Origin of the sequence: Polaromonas sp. (assembly GCF_030682935.1) — a bacterium.
Lineage (GTDB): Bacteria > Pseudomonadota > Gammaproteobacteria > Burkholderiales > Burkholderiaceae_C > Polaromonas.
On the sequence record NZ_JAUXNA010000140.1, the window covers coordinates 1 to 17,748 of the forward strand.

Annotated in this window: 19 protein-coding genes and 1 pseudogene; 10 read left to right on the top strand and 10 right to left on the bottom strand. The window is 62.2% G+C overall.

Going from position 1 to position 17,748, the window contains the following annotated elements:
- The 3 genes from Q8K05_RS06545 to gap all read left to right on the top strand — a co-directional run.
- On the top strand, window positions 1-723 hold a 723-nt coding region (locus tag Q8K05_RS06545; protein ID WP_305245705.1), incomplete at its 5' end, for a transketolase C-terminal domain-containing protein.
- A gap of 25 nt (window positions 724-748) precedes the next feature.
- Window positions 749-2,431, top strand: a complete 1,683-nt coding sequence (locus tag Q8K05_RS06550) for a DUF262 domain-containing HNH endonuclease family protein (protein ID WP_305245706.1) — start codon at window positions 749-751, stop codon at window positions 2,429-2,431.
- 18 nt (window positions 2,432-2,449) lie between these two features.
- Window positions 2,450-3,448 (top strand): type I glyceraldehyde-3-phosphate dehydrogenase, encoded by a 999-nt coding sequence (gap, locus tag Q8K05_RS06555; protein WP_305245707.1) that lies wholly within the window; start codon window positions 2,450-2,452, stop codon window positions 3,446-3,448.
- A 96-nt stretch (window positions 3,449-3,544) separates the two neighbouring features.
- Here gap and Q8K05_RS06560 read toward each other — a convergent pair.
- The 3 genes and pseudogenes from Q8K05_RS06560 to Q8K05_RS06570 form a co-directional block, all read right to left on the bottom strand.
- Window positions 3,545-3,730, bottom strand: a pseudogene (locus tag Q8K05_RS06560) (protein kinase); the annotation flags it as partial.
- A gap of 23 nt (window positions 3,731-3,753) precedes the next feature.
- Window positions 3,754-3,969, bottom strand: a complete 216-nt coding sequence (locus tag Q8K05_RS06565; RefSeq protein ID WP_305245708.1) for a SlyX family protein — start codon at window positions 3,967-3,969, stop codon at window positions 3,754-3,756.
- 40 nt (window positions 3,970-4,009) lie between these two features.
- A complete protein-coding gene (locus Q8K05_RS06570) occupies window positions 4,010-5,056 on the bottom strand; it encodes a pirin family protein (protein WP_305245709.1) in 1,047 nt (348 codons plus the stop codon).
- 249 nt (window positions 5,057-5,305) lie between these two features.
- Here Q8K05_RS06570 and Q8K05_RS06575 point away from each other — a divergent pair, with 249 nt between their 5' ends.
- Window positions 5,306-5,641, top strand: coding sequence for a collagen-like protein (locus Q8K05_RS06575; protein ID WP_305245710.1), 336 nt, complete (start codon window positions 5,306-5,308; stop codon window positions 5,639-5,641).
- Window positions 5,642-5,904: 263 nt separating this feature from the next.
- The gene (locus tag Q8K05_RS06580; RefSeq protein ID WP_370868786.1) at window positions 5,905-6,921 is read left to right on the top strand and encodes a formylglycine-generating enzyme family protein; all 1,017 of its coding nucleotides are present in this window, start codon (window positions 5,905-5,907) and stop codon (window positions 6,919-6,921) included.
- 112 nt (window positions 6,922-7,033) lie between these two features.
- Here the strand turns inward: Q8K05_RS06580 and Q8K05_RS06585 are convergent, their stop codons facing one another.
- Window positions 7,034-7,603, bottom strand: coding sequence for a DUF1439 domain-containing protein (locus tag Q8K05_RS06585; protein ID WP_305245711.1), 570 nt, complete (start codon window positions 7,601-7,603; stop codon window positions 7,034-7,036).
- A 176-nt stretch (window positions 7,604-7,779) separates the two neighbouring features.
- Between Q8K05_RS06585 and Q8K05_RS06590 the strand changes: the two genes are divergently transcribed.
- Window positions 7,780-8,118 (top strand): hypothetical protein, encoded by a 339-nt coding sequence (locus tag Q8K05_RS06590; protein ID WP_305245712.1) that lies wholly within the window; start codon window positions 7,780-7,782, stop codon window positions 8,116-8,118.
- A 111-nt stretch (window positions 8,119-8,229) separates the two neighbouring features.
- Here the strand turns inward: Q8K05_RS06590 and Q8K05_RS06595 are convergent, their stop codons facing one another.
- From Q8K05_RS06595 to Q8K05_RS06615, 5 genes are all read right to left on the bottom strand, one after another.
- Window positions 8,230-8,481 carry a GlsB/YeaQ/YmgE family stress response membrane protein gene (locus Q8K05_RS06595; protein ID WP_305245713.1) on the bottom strand — a complete coding sequence of 84 codons (252 nt, stop codon included), beginning with the start codon at window positions 8,479-8,481 and terminating at the stop codon, window positions 8,230-8,232.
- Between the two features lie 271 nt (window positions 8,482-8,752).
- Window positions 8,753-9,457 (bottom strand): glutathione S-transferase N-terminal domain-containing protein, encoded by a 705-nt coding sequence (locus Q8K05_RS06600; protein WP_305245714.1) that lies wholly within the window; start codon window positions 9,455-9,457, stop codon window positions 8,753-8,755.
- Window positions 9,458-9,636: 179 nt separating this feature from the next.
- Window positions 9,637-10,056 carry a VOC family protein gene (locus Q8K05_RS06605; RefSeq protein WP_305245715.1) on the bottom strand — a complete coding sequence of 140 codons (420 nt, stop codon included), beginning with the start codon at window positions 10,054-10,056 and terminating at the stop codon, window positions 9,637-9,639.
- A gap of 328 nt (window positions 10,057-10,384) precedes the next feature.
- Window positions 10,385-10,636: a hypothetical protein gene (locus tag Q8K05_RS06610; RefSeq protein WP_305245716.1), complete on the bottom strand. Its 252-nt coding sequence runs from the start codon at window positions 10,634-10,636 to the stop codon at window positions 10,385-10,387.
- A gap of 88 nt (window positions 10,637-10,724) precedes the next feature.
- Entirely contained in the window at window positions 10,725-11,504 is a 780-nt protein-coding gene (locus Q8K05_RS06615; RefSeq protein WP_370868787.1) for a tRNA-uridine aminocarboxypropyltransferase, read from the bottom strand.
- Between the two features lie 148 nt (window positions 11,505-11,652).
- Between Q8K05_RS06615 and Q8K05_RS06620 the strand changes: the two genes are divergently transcribed.
- Both Q8K05_RS06620 and Q8K05_RS06625 read left to right on the top strand, forming a co-directional pair.
- A complete protein-coding gene (locus tag Q8K05_RS06620; protein WP_305245718.1) occupies window positions 11,653-11,937 on the top strand; it encodes a CopG family transcriptional regulator in 285 nt (94 codons plus the stop codon).
- Window positions 11,938-11,945: 8 nt separating this feature from the next.
- On the top strand, window positions 11,946-12,239 hold the full coding sequence (locus Q8K05_RS06625) for a type II toxin-antitoxin system RelE/ParE family toxin (RefSeq protein WP_305245719.1): 294 nt from the start codon (window positions 11,946-11,948) through the stop codon (window positions 12,237-12,239).
- A 12-nt stretch (window positions 12,240-12,251) separates the two neighbouring features.
- Here the strand turns inward: Q8K05_RS06625 and Q8K05_RS06630 are convergent, their stop codons facing one another.
- Window positions 12,252-12,632, bottom strand: coding sequence for a VOC family protein (locus Q8K05_RS06630; RefSeq protein WP_305245720.1), 381 nt, complete (start codon window positions 12,630-12,632; stop codon window positions 12,252-12,254).
- Window positions 12,633-12,919: 287 nt separating this feature from the next.
- Between Q8K05_RS06630 and sbcD the strand changes: the two genes are divergently transcribed.
- Complete coding sequence (sbcD, locus tag Q8K05_RS06635; protein WP_305245721.1) at window positions 12,920-14,155, top strand: exonuclease subunit SbcD; 1,236 nt, start codon at window positions 12,920-12,922, stop codon at window positions 14,153-14,155.
- Window positions 14,152-17,604 carry an AAA family ATPase gene (locus Q8K05_RS06640; protein WP_305245722.1) on the top strand — a complete coding sequence of 1,151 codons (3,453 nt, stop codon included), beginning with the start codon at window positions 14,152-14,154 and terminating at the stop codon, window positions 17,602-17,604. The genes sbcD and Q8K05_RS06640 overlap by 4 nt, the downstream gene beginning before the upstream one ends.
- Window positions 17,605-17,748: the final 144 nt, after the last annotated feature.

Consider the following 17,748-nt stretch of genomic DNA (forward strand, 5'->3'; position numbering starts at 1 on the left):
GGCTTCATCCCCTACGGCGGCACTTTCCTCACCTTCAGCGACTATTCGCGCAACGCCATCCGCATGGCCGCGCTGATGAAGCTGCGCGTGGTGCATGTGTTCACCCACGACTCGATTGGCCTGGGCGAAGACGGCCCGACGCACCAGTCGATCGAGCACGCCGCCAGCCTGCGCCTGATTCCCAACCTCGACGTCTGGCGTCCGGGCGACACCGCTGAAACGGCCGTGGCCTGGGCCGTGGCGCTGCAAAACAAGCACAAGCCAACGGCCTTGCTGCTGAGCCGCCAGAACCTGCCATATGCGCCCAAGGACGACCTGGGCCAGATCAGCAAAGGCGCTTACGTGCTGGCAGAACCGGTGGAGGTCGGTCTCAACAAAAAGATGCAGGCCGTCATCATTGCCACCGGCTCCGAGGTGCAGCTGGCGCTGAAGGCGCAAGAGCTGCTGGCGACCTACAAGATCGCGGTGCGCGTGGTTTCCATGCCCAGCACCACCACGTTTGACCAGCAAAAACCCGCTTACAAATCCGAAGTCCTGCCCGAAGGCATTCCGCGCATTGCCGTGGAAATGGGCGTGACCGATGGCTGGTGGAAATACGGCTGCGCTGCCGTGGTGGGCATCGATACCTTTGGCGAATCGGCACCGGCCGCCGTTTTGTTCAAGCACTTTGGCTTCACGCCCGAGAACGTGGCCGACACCGTGCGCAAGGTGCTGAGGAAATAGAGTTTCACGCGGCATCAATAGCGCCATGGCTTCTTCTTTGTTGTTAAATACCGCTACGCCAACATTTGGCGAGCTGTTCACCAATGGGCGAACCTTTGCTGTTCCACGATTCCAGCGGAGCTACAAATGGGATGAAGATCAATGGGAAGAACTCTGGCAGGACTTGATTGCTGCCGCTGAAAACGACAAAGAGCACTACATGGGCTCTATTGTTCTCAAGACGCATGAAACGCGAAAGCACTTTGAGGTAATCGATGGCCAGCAGCGTCTGGTTACTCTCACGCTGTTTGTGTTGGCCGCCGTGAAGTGTTTTGAGTTATGGGCAGAAGAAGGCCATGACGCCAACGCCAACAAAGAGCGGGCACAACTCTTTCGTGGTCGATTTTTACGTGCCAAAGATGCTGCTTCGCTTGTGGAAACCAGTCGGCTTGAGTTGAACCGCAACGACGGCGCTTTTTTCAGAAGCACGCTTTTGCAACTTCGCAAGCCGGTTTCCGTCAACCGGCTGCGTGAGTCAGAAAAGCTGATGTGGCGCGCTTTCAGTTATTTCTTGAATCAATTACAAGCCCGATTTGGGGCTGAACATGACGCAGCGGGCCTGAGTCATCTGCTTGATGCGGCGTCCGATAAATTGCTCTTCATCCAAATTCTGGTGAGCGATGAGATGGATGCTTACACGGTGTTTGAGACGCTCAATGCGCGAGGCACCCAGCTCACCGTGACTGATCTGCTGAAGAACTATTTGTTTTCCCGGTTTGGACATGACGAACACGCGATTGATGTGGCTGAAGATCAATGGATTCGGATCACCACCAACCGGGAAAAAGAATTTCCCAAGCTGTTACGGCATTACTGGAATTCCTACCATGGGGTGACGCGGCCCCCTCGGCTATTCAAAGAGATTCGCGAGTCGATCAAGAAGCATGACGATGCGCTGGTGCTTCTTGATGAGTTGGAAACCGTTTCCGTTCTCTATTCAGCGCTTCGTAATCCGGACGACGAGCTATGGCTCGAAGTCCCTGCTGCGCGAAAATTTGTTGGAGAGATCGACCTGTTTGGCGTAACGCAATGCTACCCCCTGCTTTTTGCCGCCTGGCAGCACATGCGGGATGAGTTTGTGGCGGTGCTCCGGATGTGCGCTGTGATTTCTTTTCGGTACATCGTGATTGGCAAGCTCAATACACAGCCCATGGAGCGCGAGTACGTTGAGGCGGCCCGCAAAGTGCGGAGCGGCACGATTACAACTCCAGCGCAACTGTTTGCAAGTCTGCGGTCTCTCTATGTTTCTGATGAACAGTTCGAGGCCGATTTTGCTTTGGCGAAAATCCCCACCCCCAACAATCGTGAACTGGTCCGCTACGTGTTATTTGCGATTGAAAACCAGCTGAGCGGAAATAGCCGCTCTTACCGCAGCGATGGTGCAACTGTTGAGCATATCCTTCCAGAAAATCCTGACGAAGCATGGCTGGCGGTTTTTCCGGAGCCAGGAGCCGATATTTACAGGCTGGGGAACTACACCCTGCTTGAGGCTGCGACTAATCGAAAAATTGAGCGCAAACAGATCATCGATAAGAAATCCGAATACTTGAAAAGTGGATACAAGCTCTCCAGCAATTTTGGCTGGCGAGAATGGACACGTACTCAGCTCAATGATCGGCAACGATGGATGGCGAAAACAGCAACTGCTGTTTGGCGATTGAATTATTAACTACTGGAGCAAAAGCAGATGACTATCAAACTAGGTATTAACGGCTTCGGCCGCATCGGACGCAACGTGTTGCGCGCCGCCGTGCAAAACTTCAGCGACATCGAGATCGTCGGCATCAACGACCTGCTCGAACCCGACTACCTCGCCTACATGCTGCAATACGACAGCGTGCACGGCCGCTTCAAGGGCGAAGTTTCGGTCGAGGGCAACACCCTGATCGTCAACGGCAAAAAAATCCGCCTGACGCAGGAGCGCGACCCCGCCAATCTCAAGTGGAGCGAGATCGGCGCCGACATCGTGCTGGAGGCCACCGGCCTGTTTCTCGACAAAGCCTCCGGCGAAAAGCACCTGGCAGCGGGCGCCAAAAAAGTCATCTTCTCGGCCCCCTCCAAAGACGACACCCCCATGTTCGTCTTTGGCGTGAACGACAAAACCTACGCCGGCCAGGCCATCATCAGCAACGCCAGCTGCACCACCAACTGCCTGGCACCCGTCGCCAAGGTGCTCAATGACAAATGGGGCATCAAGCGCGGCCTCATGACCACCGTGCACGCCGCCACCGCCACCCAGAAAACCGTCGACGGCCCCAGCAACAAGGACTGGCGCGGCGGCCGCGGCATTCTGGAAAACATCATTCCTTCCAGCACCGGCGCGGCCAAGGCGGTGGGCGTGGTGATTCCCGCGCTCAACAAAAAGCTCACCGGCATGTCGTTTCGCGTCCCCACGTCTGACGTGTCGGTGGTCGATTTGACGGTCGAGCTCAACAGCGAAGCCACCATGGCCGAGATCTGCGCCGAGATGAAGGCCCAGAGCGAAGGCGCACTCAAAGGCGTGCTCGGTTACACCGAAGACAAGGTGGTGGCCACCGACTTCCGCGGCGATGCCCGCACCTCGATCTTTGACGCCGAGGCCAGCATTGCGCTGGACAGCACCTTCGTGAAGATCGTGGCCTGGTACGACAACGAATGGGGTTATTCGAACAAGTGCCTGGAGATGGCGCGCGTGGTCGCGAAGTAATCGCTGCCGGTTCCGCTAAAAAACGCGCCTTCGGGCGCGTTTTGTTTTGGGGTCAGTACAAGCGCTTCGCGATGAAGTCCAGAAACGCGGTGATGCGCGAGGCTTGTGCAGCCGGGGCAGGTCGTCGGGCAGAGACGACAAAGCGTTGCCCGACAGATCCAGAATTTCCAGCGTATCGGCCAACTCAAAAATCTCGGGTGGAAAGGTCTGAAGGCCACACGACAAACGCAGCCGCTGGCATTCCGCCAGCTTGCCGGCGCGCAGTTGCTCAAGGGTGTTCATGGCGAACGGGCGGCGGCTCAGTTTCAGTAATGCGGCGGCAGGTCGTCGCCGGGCTGGCTCAAGGCGCGGGCGCCGCCTTCCGGCTGCTGCTGCCTGAGCGCGCCGACCTCGCGCACCAGCAGGTCGATTTGCCGCTGCTGGCGCACGATGATTTCGTTGAGCTGGTCCACCAGGTCTTCTGTAAAGCTGGCCTTGATTTCCAGATCGGTCAGGCGCTGGTCAGTGTTCGGGTGTTCCATGGCCCTATTGGACACGAATTCAGCGCCTGCCCGGATGCGGTCAGGACGCTGCGCCGTCCGCCGGCCGCTCTTCGCGCCCGCCGGGGTGCCGCGCAAAGCGCGCCGGGTCGCGCCCGTGCACCGGCGCGCTGTCGGGCCAGGGCCAGCCGCCAAACTGGGTACGCCGGTAGTCGTCCACGGCTTGCGCAATTTCGGCCCGGGTGTTCATCACGAACGGGCCGTGCTGCGCCACCGGCTCGCCAATCGGCCGGCCCTGCAGCAGCAGGAATTCGGCGGCTTCTTCACCGTTGAGCAGTGCCACATCAGCGCCTGCACGCAGCGTGATGGCGCTGCCCGCAGGCACCGCCTGGCCCGCCACCGTGATCGACGCGCCCTTGAAAAAATACAGCTGGCGCTGCGTGTCCGCGCCGGTGGCGGCGGGCAGCGTCCAGCGCGCGCCGGGCGCCATGCGAAGGGTCCAGATCGCCACATCGGCGTCTGTCTGCGCGGCCCAGGAATCGGGCGGCGGGGGCAGCGGCGCAGCCACGTCGGCGCGGTCCAGCCGGCCGGCAATCACGGCCACCTCGGTGCTGCGGCCCTGGTCGTCGGTCGCGCTCAGCCGCGGAATGTCGGGCGACCACAGCATGGTGAAGTGCGGCGCCGCCATCTTGTTGCGCGCGGGCAGGTTCAGCCAGATCTGGAACAGTTCCAGCGGATTCGGCCCGGCCGGGTCCAGCAGCGGAAACATCTCTGAATGCACCACGCCCTGGCCCGCCGTGAGCCACTGCACGTCGCCCCGGCCAAAGCGCGCCGTGGCGCCCAGTGAATCCGAATGGTCAATTAGGCCCTTGCGCACAATCGTCACGGTCTCAAAGCCCCGGTGCGGGTGGGCAGGAAAGCCCGGCACTTCTGCGCCGTGGTACATGCTCCAGCCGTCCTTGCGGCTGAAGTCCTGGCCGATGTCGCGGCCCGCCAGCGAAGCGTTCGGCCCCATCTGCGCGTTGCCCTGCGGGTAGGCGTCGTCGTGGTACACGCAAAACAAAAAGGGGTCCACGGTTTCCCACGGAAAGCCTAAAGGTTTGATCTGGACGATGGGGTGGGTGGGCATGGCGGCGCTTTCAAAAAATGCACCTGAGGCTGGCCAACGCCGCTTTCAAGTGTTCGCCACTCTACCCGCTTATCCGTACAGGCAGGCGTGGGGCCGTCCTACAGCGCGCCCGGCGCGCCCTTGGTATCTTTGTGCATCGTTCTGTTGAGCTTACCGAGAAATAATTTTCAGGCAGTTCATGACCGAGGCAGAGAAACTGCCTGCGCACAATTTCCGCGCACATGTCTTTCAATACCTCCAAGGATCATCATGAAATATTCAATACTCTTAGCCGCACTGATTGCTACCCTGGGCCTGACCGCCTGCGAACGAACCGTGGTCACGCCGGCCCCTGCTGTCGTCACGGTTCCCGGCCCTGCCGGTCCTGCAGGCGCCACCGGAGCCACCGGCTACGACGGCGCCAAGGGTGACACCGGTTCCAGCACGGGCGTTCCCGGCGCAACCGGTGCCACAGGCGCAACCGGCGCCACGGGTTACACCGGCGCTACCGGCGCAACGGGTTACACCGGCGCAACCGGTGACACGGGCACCAAAGGCGACACCGGTAAAACCGGCGATACCCTGGTGATCGTTCCCGCGAAGTAATGGACGCCCAGGCAAGGGCTGTGAAACATCACAGGCCGTTGCCGGTGGCCAGCCTTCATGCGCCTTTCCCTTTTTGAAGGAAAGGCGCATTTTTTATGGGCCAAATTGGCTTGTGGCCCAGGCACCCTGCGCCCAAACAGCTATTGATTCCGTAGCGCCCATTGGCCCGCACAAACCGGCGCCTTCCGGCCCCGGGCGCAGCGCTCCGGCAGCGCGCAAAGCCACTGCGCTACAGTGTCCCCACACCGACTCCCGAGCCCCCCATGCGCCGACTTGCCCTGCCTTCTTTGCTGGCCTTCACGCTGCTGTTGCCGGCCTGCTCCGTGTTGCCCAACGCGCCCTTGCCCCAGGTCATGGAAAACGCGCTGGGCATGAAGTTCGTGCTGATTCCCGGCGGCGAATTCCTGATGGGCAGCGACGAATCGCCTGACGCCCTGGCCAAGGATTACCCGCGCTACGAGCGCCAGCGCCTGGCGGAACTCGTTGACGAAGCGCCAGTGCACCGCGTGCGCATCACGCGGCCCTTTTTTCTGGGCCAGCATGAAGTCACCGTGGGCCAGTTCCGCAAGTTCCTCGAAGCCTCGGGCTACACGCCTGAATCGGTGGCCGATGGCACCGGCGGCTACGGCTATAACGCCGACTACGATCCGTCAAAAACACAAGGCGGCGATGCCTTTGAAGGCCGTGACCCCCGGTATTCATGGCGCAACCCCGGCTTTGCGCAGGACGACACGCACCCCGTGCTCAACGTGACCTGGAACGACGCCGTGGCCCTGACCCGCTGGCTGAGCCAGCACGAAGGAAAAACCTATCGCCTGCCGACCGAGGCCGAATGGGAATACGCCTGCCGCGCCGGCTCGCCCTCGCGCTATTCCAGTGGAAACGATCCCCAATCATTGCTGCAAACCGCCAACACCTTCGATGCCGACGCCGCCCAAAACTGGCCGGCCTGGCAGCCCTATGCGCTTGAAGGCCACGACGGCTACGCCTTCACCGCGCCGGTCGGCAGTTTCAAGGCCAACGCGTTCGGGCTGCACGACATGCTGGGCAACGCCTGGGAATGGGTGGCCGACTGGCACGACGAAGCCTATTACGCCCGCTCGCCCGTCAACGATCCGCCCGAGCCTGATGCCGGCAACGTGCGCGTGCGCCGTGGCGGCTCCTGGCACACCTGGTCGCTCTATGCGCGCTGCAGCTACCGCAACTGGAACTCCGCCCAGACCCGTTACACCCTGGTCGGCATGCGGCTGCTGCGCGAGGTGGACGGCGCGGCGCCCTGAGCCGTCATCAGCCGCAGCCGGCCGCTTTTACGCCCGCTGGGTTACGCCCGGGCTGGTCGGCCCATTCAAGGGCGAGCCCGTTTCGGGCAGGTGGTGAGGCGGGCTGGCGCCCTCAGCGCAGCGGCTTGGCCACAAAGCCGATCAGCAGCCCCTGGGGCGTGACCGTGATGCTGTCGGGCTGCAGCCCCAGGCCATCGGGCAGCGCCAGATCCTGCGGGCGCAGCCGGTGCAGCACGACTTCGTGCAAGGTCTGTTCGGCGAGCGCTGGCCCGTAGGCATCAAGCAGCGCCGACGGGCCCGGTGGCAGGTCGGCAAAGCGCAGGGAATTGACCCGCAGCTGGTGGGCGCGTATGGAGCGGTCGCTGGCTTCATAGCGCAGGCCAAAATCCAGATCAAACGCGCCGGTGTAGCTGCGCCCGAGCGCCGGGCCGGTGGCCTGCACCAGCATCTCGGTTCCCAGGCGGTTCAGCGCCGGCAGCAGGCGCAGGCGTGGCGCCTGCACATCGAGGGCAAGCAGCCCACCCAGCGGATACCGCAGCGGGAAACGCTCCGCCACCGCCCGCTGCAATTGATCGGCCGACACGGTGTAGCCGCCGGGCTGGCCGCGCGCGTCCGGCGAGGCTCGGGCGGCCCCGCCAAGCACCAGTGTGCCGGCCAGTGTCAACAACAGTCTGCGTTTCATCCATGTCCTCCATTGGCACTGCCATTGTGCGCCCCGTGTGGTGCCAGTGCGTCTGGCGTGCGCACAGCTGGTAACGTGCCGACACACCTCTTCCGCAGTGCGACACACCCGCGATACCTGCACCCTGTTTAATAATCAAGCCCGACAGTTGTATGGACGGGTGTCAGGAATGCTTTATGAAAACAATTTTTGTGCTGTTGGCCGTTGCCGGTTTGTCTGGCTGCGCGGTGTACCCGGTGCCCGTTTATGAGCCCTATGGCATGGGCCCGGTTTATGGGGCGCCGCCGCCAGTGGTCTTTTATGGCAGTGGTGTGTACCGGCAAGGCGGCTATCAAGGCGGCTATCCCGATGTCCATCCACCAGGCTACATCAGGCCCCGCCCCGGCGTCCTGGTGCAACCTGCGCCATGGCCCCTCGTCCAGGCGCCGCATCCCGGCCATCGCGCGCGCGACCGCGATGGGGACGGCATCCCCGACCGTCTGGACCGCCGGCCCAACGATCCGCGCTTCCGGTAGGCCGCCGGTGTTGGTGGTCAGGCGCTAAATAAGTGCCAAACAGGTCTCTGGTCGGCGTGTTTGCTGCGCCAGCGCTCAGCGCCTGATCCATCAACCACCCGCAGCAACAACTCAGCCCCGCTTGCCGGCGACCATGCGGTACAGAAACAGCAGAATGATCGCGCCCAGCACGGCGGCGATAAAGCCCGCTGATTCTCCGACCTGGTAGAAGCCCAGGGTTCTGCCCAGAAAAGTGGCAATGACAGAGCCCGCGATGCCAATGATGACCGTGATGATGAAGCCCGCAGGATCGCGCCCCGGCATCAAAAACTTGGCAACAATGCCGACGATGAGGCCAATAAGGATGGTCCAGAGAATGCCCATGGGTTGTGTCTTTCGTGAAGCGTAAAAAATGCTGAGTATGGCCGTAGGGTCAGGGTGACGACTGGTTTCGCCGCCATGGCGTTGCGGCCAGGCACCCCGAAAGGTTACCAAGCCGCCCGGCCGCGCCTATCGGATAAGCCATTGCCGCGCTGTAGGACCAGGTGGATATTGAACCTGGACGGGTAACGGCCAATTGCTTCGCGACACATTTTTGAATTCAAAGCAAAATCAGGCGCTAGCCAGCGTCCTGCCTGCCTGAGCAGCTATCAAATCAGGACCGCGCCGGAATTCCCAGCCCGCGCACCACCGCCGGCCGCGCCACAAACGCCGCCAGCGCCCGCGTCACATGCGGGAAGTCCTGCATGCCCACCAGTTCACCCGCCGCGTAAAACTCCACCAGGCCGCGCACCCACGGAAAAATGGCGATGTCGGCAATGCTGTAGGCCTCGCCCATGACCCAGTCGCGGCTGGCCAGGCGCTGGTTCAGCACGCCCAGCAGGCGCTTGGCTTCCGCCACATAGCGGTCGCGCGGCCGCTTGTCTTCATAGTCCTTGCCCGCGAACTTGTAGAAAAAGCCCAGCTGGCCAAACATCGGGCCCATGCCGCTTGAATGCCACATCAGCCACTGGATCGTCTCGTAGCGCTGCGCCGCATCCTGCGCAATGAACTGCCCGGTCTTGTCGGCCAGGTAAAGCAAAATCGCGCCCGACTCAAACAGCGCCAGCGGCTTGTTGCCCGGCCCGTGCGGGTCGAGGATGGCCGGAATCTTGTTGTTGGGGTTGAGCGACAGGAACGCCGGCGACAGCTGGTCCTGGGTTTCAAAGCTGACCAGATGCGCTTCATACGGCAGGCCGGTCTCTTCCAGCATGATCGGCACCTTCACGCCGTTGGGCGTGGGCCCCGAGTAAAGCTGCAGCAACTCGGGGTGCTGGGCCGGCCATTTATGGGTGACGGGAAAGGCAGAGAGATCGGTCATCGGGTTCCTTGAAATGGCGTCGGGCGGCCAGCGCCCTGATGCGGCCATTTTGACCCAAGGCCATTTGGCTGCACCGTACACCGGGATGACCGAGATCAAGCGCCCTCCGGGCCGGTTGAACGCGCCGCTGACGGTTGACTCAGGGCGCCAGGGGCTGACCGGCGTGCAGCGCGCCGGCCCTAAACGTCTTCGGGGCCTATGCTGATGACGGCGGGCTCCATGCACATGATTTCCCACAGGTGCCCGTCGAGGTCCTGAAAACCATGCTGGTACATCAAGCCATGGTCCTTGGGCCGGTTGGGTGTCTTTGCGCCCGCCGCCACCGCGTTGCGAACCATCTCGTCAACCGCTTCCCTGTTGTCGCTGGAGAGGCACACGATCACCTCGGTGCTTTTGGTCGCGTCGCAGACCGGGTTGGGCGTGAAGGTCTTGAAAAACGCTTCCACCAGCAGCATCACGTAAATGTTGTCGCCCACGACCATGCAGGTGGCGTTCTCGTCGGTGTACTGGGGGTCGAAGGTGAAGCCAAGCCGGGTGAAAAACCGCACCGACCTGTCAAGGTTTTTAACCGGAAGGTTCACGTAGATTTGGGAGGCCATGCGATTCCCCTTGAAGACTGGATTGCCGGTTGCTGTTGAAGCGCCAACAGATTTCGGGGGCCAAGGCGTTTTCACGTTCGGCGGTTTTTTATCCAAACCATAGGCTGGCATTTCAGGCCAGGCGGGCGTGTCAGACAAGGCGCCGTTCTCTGGTCGGCCAGCGTGCCCGCCGAGCCGGACACCAAACGGCCCGAGGAATAGAAAATTTAAGCCAAATCAGGCGTTAGCCCATGTCCTGCCTGCGGTAACAGCTATCAAATCAGGACTATGGAGCAGCCGACGAAACGCCCGCCTGAAACCGGTCGGGCCGCAAAACTGTGAGCGCCGTCTACCGCCCCACCACCGACCAGCCCGCATGGAGGTTGGGCTTGTCGTTCTCGTACTCCCACCGGGTGCCGCAGCGGTCGCAGCGGTACTTGGTGACGGTGGCAAGGTGGTTGCCGCGCTTTTCCTGGCGGTTGTCGCCCTGCACCAGCTCGGGGTGGCCGGGCGCCTTGCGCCAGTTGCGCTGGATGCCGGCGCACGATTCGCACAGCTCCATTTTTTTCAGTTCGTTCTTTCGGTTCAGGTCTTCGGTCATGGTGTTGCTTTTCAGGTGGGGCGAGCTTGCCTTGGGTGTGGGGGTCGATTGTCGCTCTTCGGTCATCCGCGTTGACGCCAGCTTCCCGTCAGGCGCCAGCGCCGCTGCCGCCAGGCCAACGCAGGCTGCGCAAACGCTGGTGCGCCGCGTCTTCCCCATCGACGGGCAACTGCTGCTTGGCCTTCAGGTAGTGGCTGGTGAACACATCCAGGTAAGCCTCCAGCGTCTGCGCCGCATGCGGCTCGCCGGCCAACTCCAGACACAAGGCGGCCACCTCCGAGGTGCAGAAATGGTCCGCGCGTTTGGACCGGCGCAGGCGGTAGCTGGAGAGTTGCTCGGTCTGCAGGCTGAGCACCGGCAGGTGGTCCAGGTAGGGGCTCTTGCGAAACATCTTGCGTGCCTCGGGCCAAGTGGCGTCGAGCAGCACAAACAGCGGCCGCTTGCCGTTTTGGGGATCGGTGGCTTGCACCCCTGCCACGACCCGCCCAGCCGCCACGAACTCACCCGGAAACACCAGATACGGCTGCCACTGCGGATCGGCCAGCAGGGCCAGCAGCGCAGGGTCCACCTCGGTGCGCGCCCAGCCAAAGGCAAACGTGTCCGCCACCACATCGGCAATCAGCCAGCCGGTGTTGCTGGGCTTGAGCGGCTCGATGTCGGCCATGATCAGGCACACCCCCGCACGCGTGGGCACGGCCGGGCGCAAGGCGCACAGGCAGTGGCTGGGAATCAGGCGGCAACCAGCGCAGCGCTCCCCACGCGGACCGCCCCGGGCCAGAAAGGGTTTGGAGCTGCGCGCCAGGCGGGCGGTGCGCAGGCGGGAGACGGCGTGGGTGAGCATGGGACGCACTGTAGCAGTGGGGCGCATGGCACGCACGGCAGACCAGGGTGCACTACCCGTGCTGGACGGCGGGGGTAGACGGATTGAGTACCGGGGATGCATCGTGTGCAAAATAAGGGTCGCGCAAAAATGTAGCACGAACGTGCTACTATTTCACCTCCTATGGAGACACCGCATGTCCACCACCACCATCCGAATTGAAGACGAGCTCAAGGCCCGCGTGGCCGTTGCCGCAAAGCGTGCCGGCAAAACGGCCCATGCCTTCATCCTTGACGCCATTTCCCAAACCGTGGAGCAGGTCGAGCTGGACAACGCCTTCAATGCCATTGCCGACCAGCGCTGGGCCAACCTTCAGTCCACCGGCAAGACGGTGCCCTGGGAGGACGCAAAAGCCTACCTTGCAGCCCGCGCGCGCAGTGAGCCCGCGCGCAAACCCGCAGCACGCAAGCGCACGGTGTGAGCGGGCGCATGACGCGCATCGAACTGGCGCCCGAAGTCTTTGATGACTTTGACCGATTCTTCGAGCACATCGCGCAGTTTGACGCGGGTTCCGCGCTCCAGCGCATCGGCGAAATTCTGGAGACCATCCAGATCCTGACCCACAGCCCCCTGATCGGGCGGCCCGTGAAAGACGGCAAGCGCGAACTCGTCATCGGCCGCGCCACGCGCGGCTATGTGGCGCTGTACCGCTACGTGCCGGCGATCGACACGGTATTTCTGCTGGCGGTGCGGGCCCAGCGCGAGGCGGGCCGGCAAGATTGACCGCAGCGCGCCTTATTTGGCAGGGCGGTGCAGCGCGCAGAGCTTGTTGCCGTCGGGGTCGCGCAGATACGCCAGGTAGAGCTTGCCCGCCGGGCCTTCGCGAAACCCCGGGGGCTCTTCACAAGTGGTGCCGCCGTTGCCGACGCCAGCCGCATGGAATGCGTCACCTTGTTCGGCGGACTGCACGGTAAACCCGATCGTGCTGCCATTGCCGTGCATAGCGGGCTCGCCATTGATGGGCGTGGTGATCGCGAACGTCCCGGTTGGGCTCCGGTAGAAATACCGGTTCTTGTTGGCAACCCCCGGGGCTATGCCCAGCGTGCCGAGCAGCGCGTCGTAAAACTTCCTTGAAACCTCGAGATCATTAACACCAAGCATCACATGACTGAACATTGCTTTCTCCGTTGGGGCCCGGTATCGGGCGAAGTTGAATCGGGGGAATGGTACTTGATGGTTGGTCAACGCCTGGTTGGTCAAACAAGCGTTGCACGGGTGTGCTGCAAGTGGGCGCGTTGCAGGCAGGTTTCTGCCGAACTGTTGATGCAAAATCGGCTTCTAGCCCCCGTGAAATGTGCGTCAGCACCTATCAAAAATAAAGCATGCGAGAAGCAATACTGCTTGTTGAATTCATTTTCGGAACAGTTCGTTCGCTACGCACATCAAGACTACCCAACTAAACAATGCGCATCCTCCACACATCCGACTGGCATCTGGGTCAGCATTTCATGGGAAAGAGCCGCCAGGCGGAGCACCAATCCTTGATCGACTGGCTGCTGATTCAAGTCGATGCGCACGCGGTGGATGCAGTGCTGATAGCAGGCGACATCTTCGACACGGGTTCACCCCCCAGCTATGCGCGCGAGCTGTACAGCCAGTTGGTGGTCCGGCTGCACGGTGCGGGTGTTGCACTGCTACTGCTCGGGGGCAACCATGATTCAGTCGCCACCCTGGGCGAGAGCCGCGCCATGCTGGCCTGCCTGAGCACAACCGTGGTCGCTGCGGTTGACGATGCTGCCAGCCAGGTCGTCGTGCTGCCTTTGCGGGGTAGCAAGGGCGAGGCGGGCTGCATCGTCTGCGCGGTGCCTTTCATCCGCCCCCGTGACGTGTTGCTGAGCCAGGCCGGGCAGAGCGCCGAGGAAAAGCAGCAGTCCATGCAAGCGGCCATTCAGGCCTATTACCAATCGGTCCATGAAGCAGGCCGCACGCGCCAGACGGCCCTGACCCAAGAGCTGGGTCGCGTCGTGCCGCTGATTGCCACCGGGCATCTCACCACGGTGGGTGCCAGCAGCAATGAATCCGTCCGCGAGATCTATGTGGGCTCACTCGATGCCTTTCCCACGTCTGCGTTTCCGCCGGTTGACTACATCGCGCTGGGGCACATCCACAAGCCACAAAAAGTGGGTGGGCTGGACCACATTCGCTACTGCGGCTCGCCCATCCCACTGGGGTTTGACGAAGCGCGGCAGCAAAAAGAGATGTTGCTGGTGGACTTGGGCGCGGACGGGCTGACTGCCATTACGCCCTTGTTGGTGCCCCGGTTTCAGCCATTGATCTCTGTCAGCGGCAACCTGGTGGCGCTGGCCATTGCCATCAGCGCCGCCGCCATGGAAGGGTCTGCCGAACAATCCGTGTGGATTGAAGTCACCGTGGTCGAGGACGACTACTTGTCCGACCTGCCAGCGCGCATCGAAGCCATGACGCAAGGCCTGCCAGTGGATGTTTTGCGGGTACGCCGCCAGCGCGGCAATGCAGCTGTCAGCATCGCTGGCGAGGTGAGTGAAACCCTGAATGAACTCAGCCCCGACGAAGTCTTTGCGCGCCGATTGGCGCAAGAAGAACTGGCGCCAGATCTGCAATTGGCCCTGGGCGAGCGCTACCGCGCAGTGGTCACCAGTCTCACGGAGGGCGCAGCATGAAAATTCTGAGCTTGCGCCTGAAAAACCTCAACTCACTAAAAGGTGAGTGGACCATCGACTTCACCAAAGCCCCCTTTGCCGACAACAGCCTGTTTGCCATCACGGGCCCAACAGGCGCGGGCAAATCCACATTGCTCGACGCGATCTGTCTTGCGCTGTACCACGAGACACCGCGTTTGAAAAGCATCTCGGCCTCGGCCAACGACATCATGACGCGCCACACCGTCGATTGCCTTGCTGAGGTGGAGTTTGAAGTGAAGGGCGCTGTGTACCGCGCCTTTTGGAGCCAGCGCCGCGCCCGCGACAAAGTGGACGGCGCGCTGCAGGCCCCCAAAGTGGAACTGGCCACAGGGGATGGCACGATTCTGAGCAGCCAAAGCAACGACAAACTCAAGCGCATTGCCGAGATCACCGGCCTCGACTTCCCTCGCTTCACCAAATCCATGCTGCTGGCCCAGGGCGGCTTTGCGGCTTTTCTGAACGCGAGCGCCAACGACCGGGCCGAGCTGCTGGAGGAACTGACGGGCACCGAGATCTACGGCGACATCTCGCGGAGCGTGTTTGAGCAGGCGCGCGAGGCCAAGCAGCAACTGGACCAACTCAAAGCCCGCGCCGAAGGCGTGGAACTATTGACTGCTGAAAGACACGATGCCATGCAAGGCGACGTTGACCGCTGGGGCAACGAACTGGTCGGCGTGCAAAGTGCCCATCAAACCACCTTGGCGCAACGCCAGTGGCAGCTGAATCTGGCGCAAAGCGGGCAAGAGGTCCAAGCCACGGAGGCCACACGCACTGAAGCGGCGGCCGCGCTTGAAGCCGCCGCGCCCGAACTTAGCCGCCTTGCCGACGGCGAGCCTGCGCAAGCGCTCAAGCCGCTGCATCAAACGTGGCAACAAGCGCAAACCATGTGCAAGGACAGTGAAGCCGTGCTGGCAACGCTGCACCGGGAGCGCCAGCGCGAGACAACCGCGCACTACCAGCACCACCACCTTGCCCACACCCTGGCCAGCCAGATTGCGGAGAACGCGCAGGGCCAACTGACGCTTACAGAAAAAGAACGACAACAACACGCCGCCTTTTGCGCCGCGCACCCACAACGCGCCGCCTTGGGCGAGCGCCTTGGCAGCTGGCGGCAGCAATTTGAACAACGCCACAAGCTGCAACACAACGTGGCCACCCAGCAATTGGCGTTGCGGGACCTGCAGGACGAGCAAGCCGCCCGCAGCGGCAAGCTCACAGCCCAGAGCGCCCAGGTTGACACCGCGGCGCTGGCAAAAACTGCATCCGAGTCCGCGCTGCAGTCTGCGCAGGCAGAACAAGACCAGCGCCTGGCCGGGCAGACGCCTGCGGCGTTGCGCACGCAGTGGCAGGCCGAACAAGGCCATCTCAATCGTTGGCAACAACTGGAGGCCAATGCCAAGCAGCGCCGTGAACTCGCCACCCAGCAAGCCACGCTGGCTGCAGGGGTGCAGCAGGGCGAGACCACCATCACCGAACAAAATGCCACGGTGTTGACGCTACGCGAGCAGCACAAGGCATTGAAAGAGCAAGTGGCAGACAAGCAAAAACTGCTCGACCAGGAACGCCGCATCCAAAGCCTGGACGCACACCGCCTGGCACTGCAGCCGGGCGAGGCCTGCCCCCTGTGTGGCGCAGTGGAGCACCCGGCCATTGATGCCTACCAGGCACTCGACGTTTCAGCCACTGCCGCCGCCTTGCAGCACAAGCAAGACGCGCTTGAAGAATTGGTGACGCAGGGCCAAACCGCCGCTGCCGCTTTGGCTGCCAGCAAAGCCAATCAAGCAGAGCGGCTGAGCCAACAAGAAAAAATCGCCCAGCAGATCAGCCAGTGGCAAACCGATTGGGCAGCGTCCATCAGCCAAGTCAACGCAGCCCCACCGCTGACCGGTGACGATTGGCAATGCGCCGAGACCTTGACCGCTGGGCACCAGGCTGCTGCGCAGGCCCTCGTCCAACGCACCAGCGACCTGCAAGCTGCGGAAACGGGCGAGCAAACGATTCAGCGCGCCCAAGCAGCCGCCAACCAAAACGCCCAAGCGCTGCAGGCAGCGCAAAGCCAGCTTGCACTGCTGCAACAGGCTGCCCAAGACGCGCAGGTGCGCCAGGCGGCACTGGTGCAAACCGGCCAAACCAACCAGGAAGACCTCACCGCCTTGGAGTCGACCCTGCAAGCAACTTTGGCTGAAGCTGGCTACGCCTTGCCAGCCGAGCCCAAGCCATGGCTACAAGAGCGAGACGGTGAATGGCAGCACTGGCAACAAACCCAACGCCAATTGCAAGAACTGGCGCAAGCGATTACCCGCCAGCAGGCACAGCGCGACGCCACACAGGCACAGGCAACCGCATGGGCACAACGGTGGACCGACCTGCAGGCGAGTGCCAGTGATGAAGCCCTTGCACTGCCCACGATTAAAGAGCTTGCCGCCGATGACTTGCCCGCAGCGCTTGCAGCTTGCACCCATGCAATAGCCAGCCTGACCGAGTCCATAGCCGCCCTGAACGGCCGGCACGCGCAAGCACAGGCTGCCCTCGTGCAGCAACGCACAGCCTTGCTGGACTCTGAGGCCGCGTGGCACGCCGCCCTGCACGCCAGCCCTTTCGCCGACGCAACAGCGTTTGAGGCCGCACTCTTGCCCGAGCCAGAACGTCAGCGCCTGACCGTGCTGAAAGAATCACTGCACGCCGCGCAACAGCGGGCAAGCGCACTGCTGCAGGCCGCAAGCGACAAGCAAACGCAATTGGCAGCACAAGCGCTCACGCCACTGGCGCCCGAAGAAATCGCCGCGCAACTGGCGGCGCTGGAGGCGCAGCGCAGCAGCCTCAGCGAGCAAATCGGCGCCCAGCGCGCCTTGCTGGCCAGCGACGCGCAACACCGAATAAATCAGCAAACACTGTTCGAGCAAATCAGCACGCAAACCGCAGAAGCCGATATTTGGCAGCGGCTGGACGGTTTGATCGGCTCCGCCAAAGGCGACAAGTTCCGCAAGTTTGCCCAAGGCCTCACGCTGGACCATTTGCTGCACCTTGCCAACCGGCACCTGGCACGCCTGCATGGCCGCTACCTGCTGCGCCGCAAGCCCACGGGGGAACTGGAGCTGGACATTGTGGACGCGTGGCAGGGCGATGCCACGCGCGACACGCGCACCCTGTCAGGCGGCGAAGGCTTCTTGGTCAGCCTGGCCCTGGCCTTGGCGCTATCGGATTTGGTGAGCAACAAAACGTCCATCGATTCGCTTTTCCTCGACGAAGGCTTTGGCTCACTGGACGGCGACACCCTGGAGATTGCGCTGACGGCATTGGACTCACTGAACGCCAGCGGCAAGATGATCGGCATCATCAGCCACGTGGAGGCGCTGAAAGAGCGCATCCCCGCGCAGATCCGGGTGGAGAAGGGCGGCGGCGTGGGGCATTCGCGGCTGGTGGTGTAGCAGCAGGGCGCGGGCGCGAGTCCAAGGGATGTGTTATCGCCGGATGCGGTGCAGGAACTGCGGGATCGGTATTTTGTTGCGCATTTAAGTGTCAAATTGACCGCTATCGCTCGTGGAATATGCACAGGCAGCTATTTAATATGT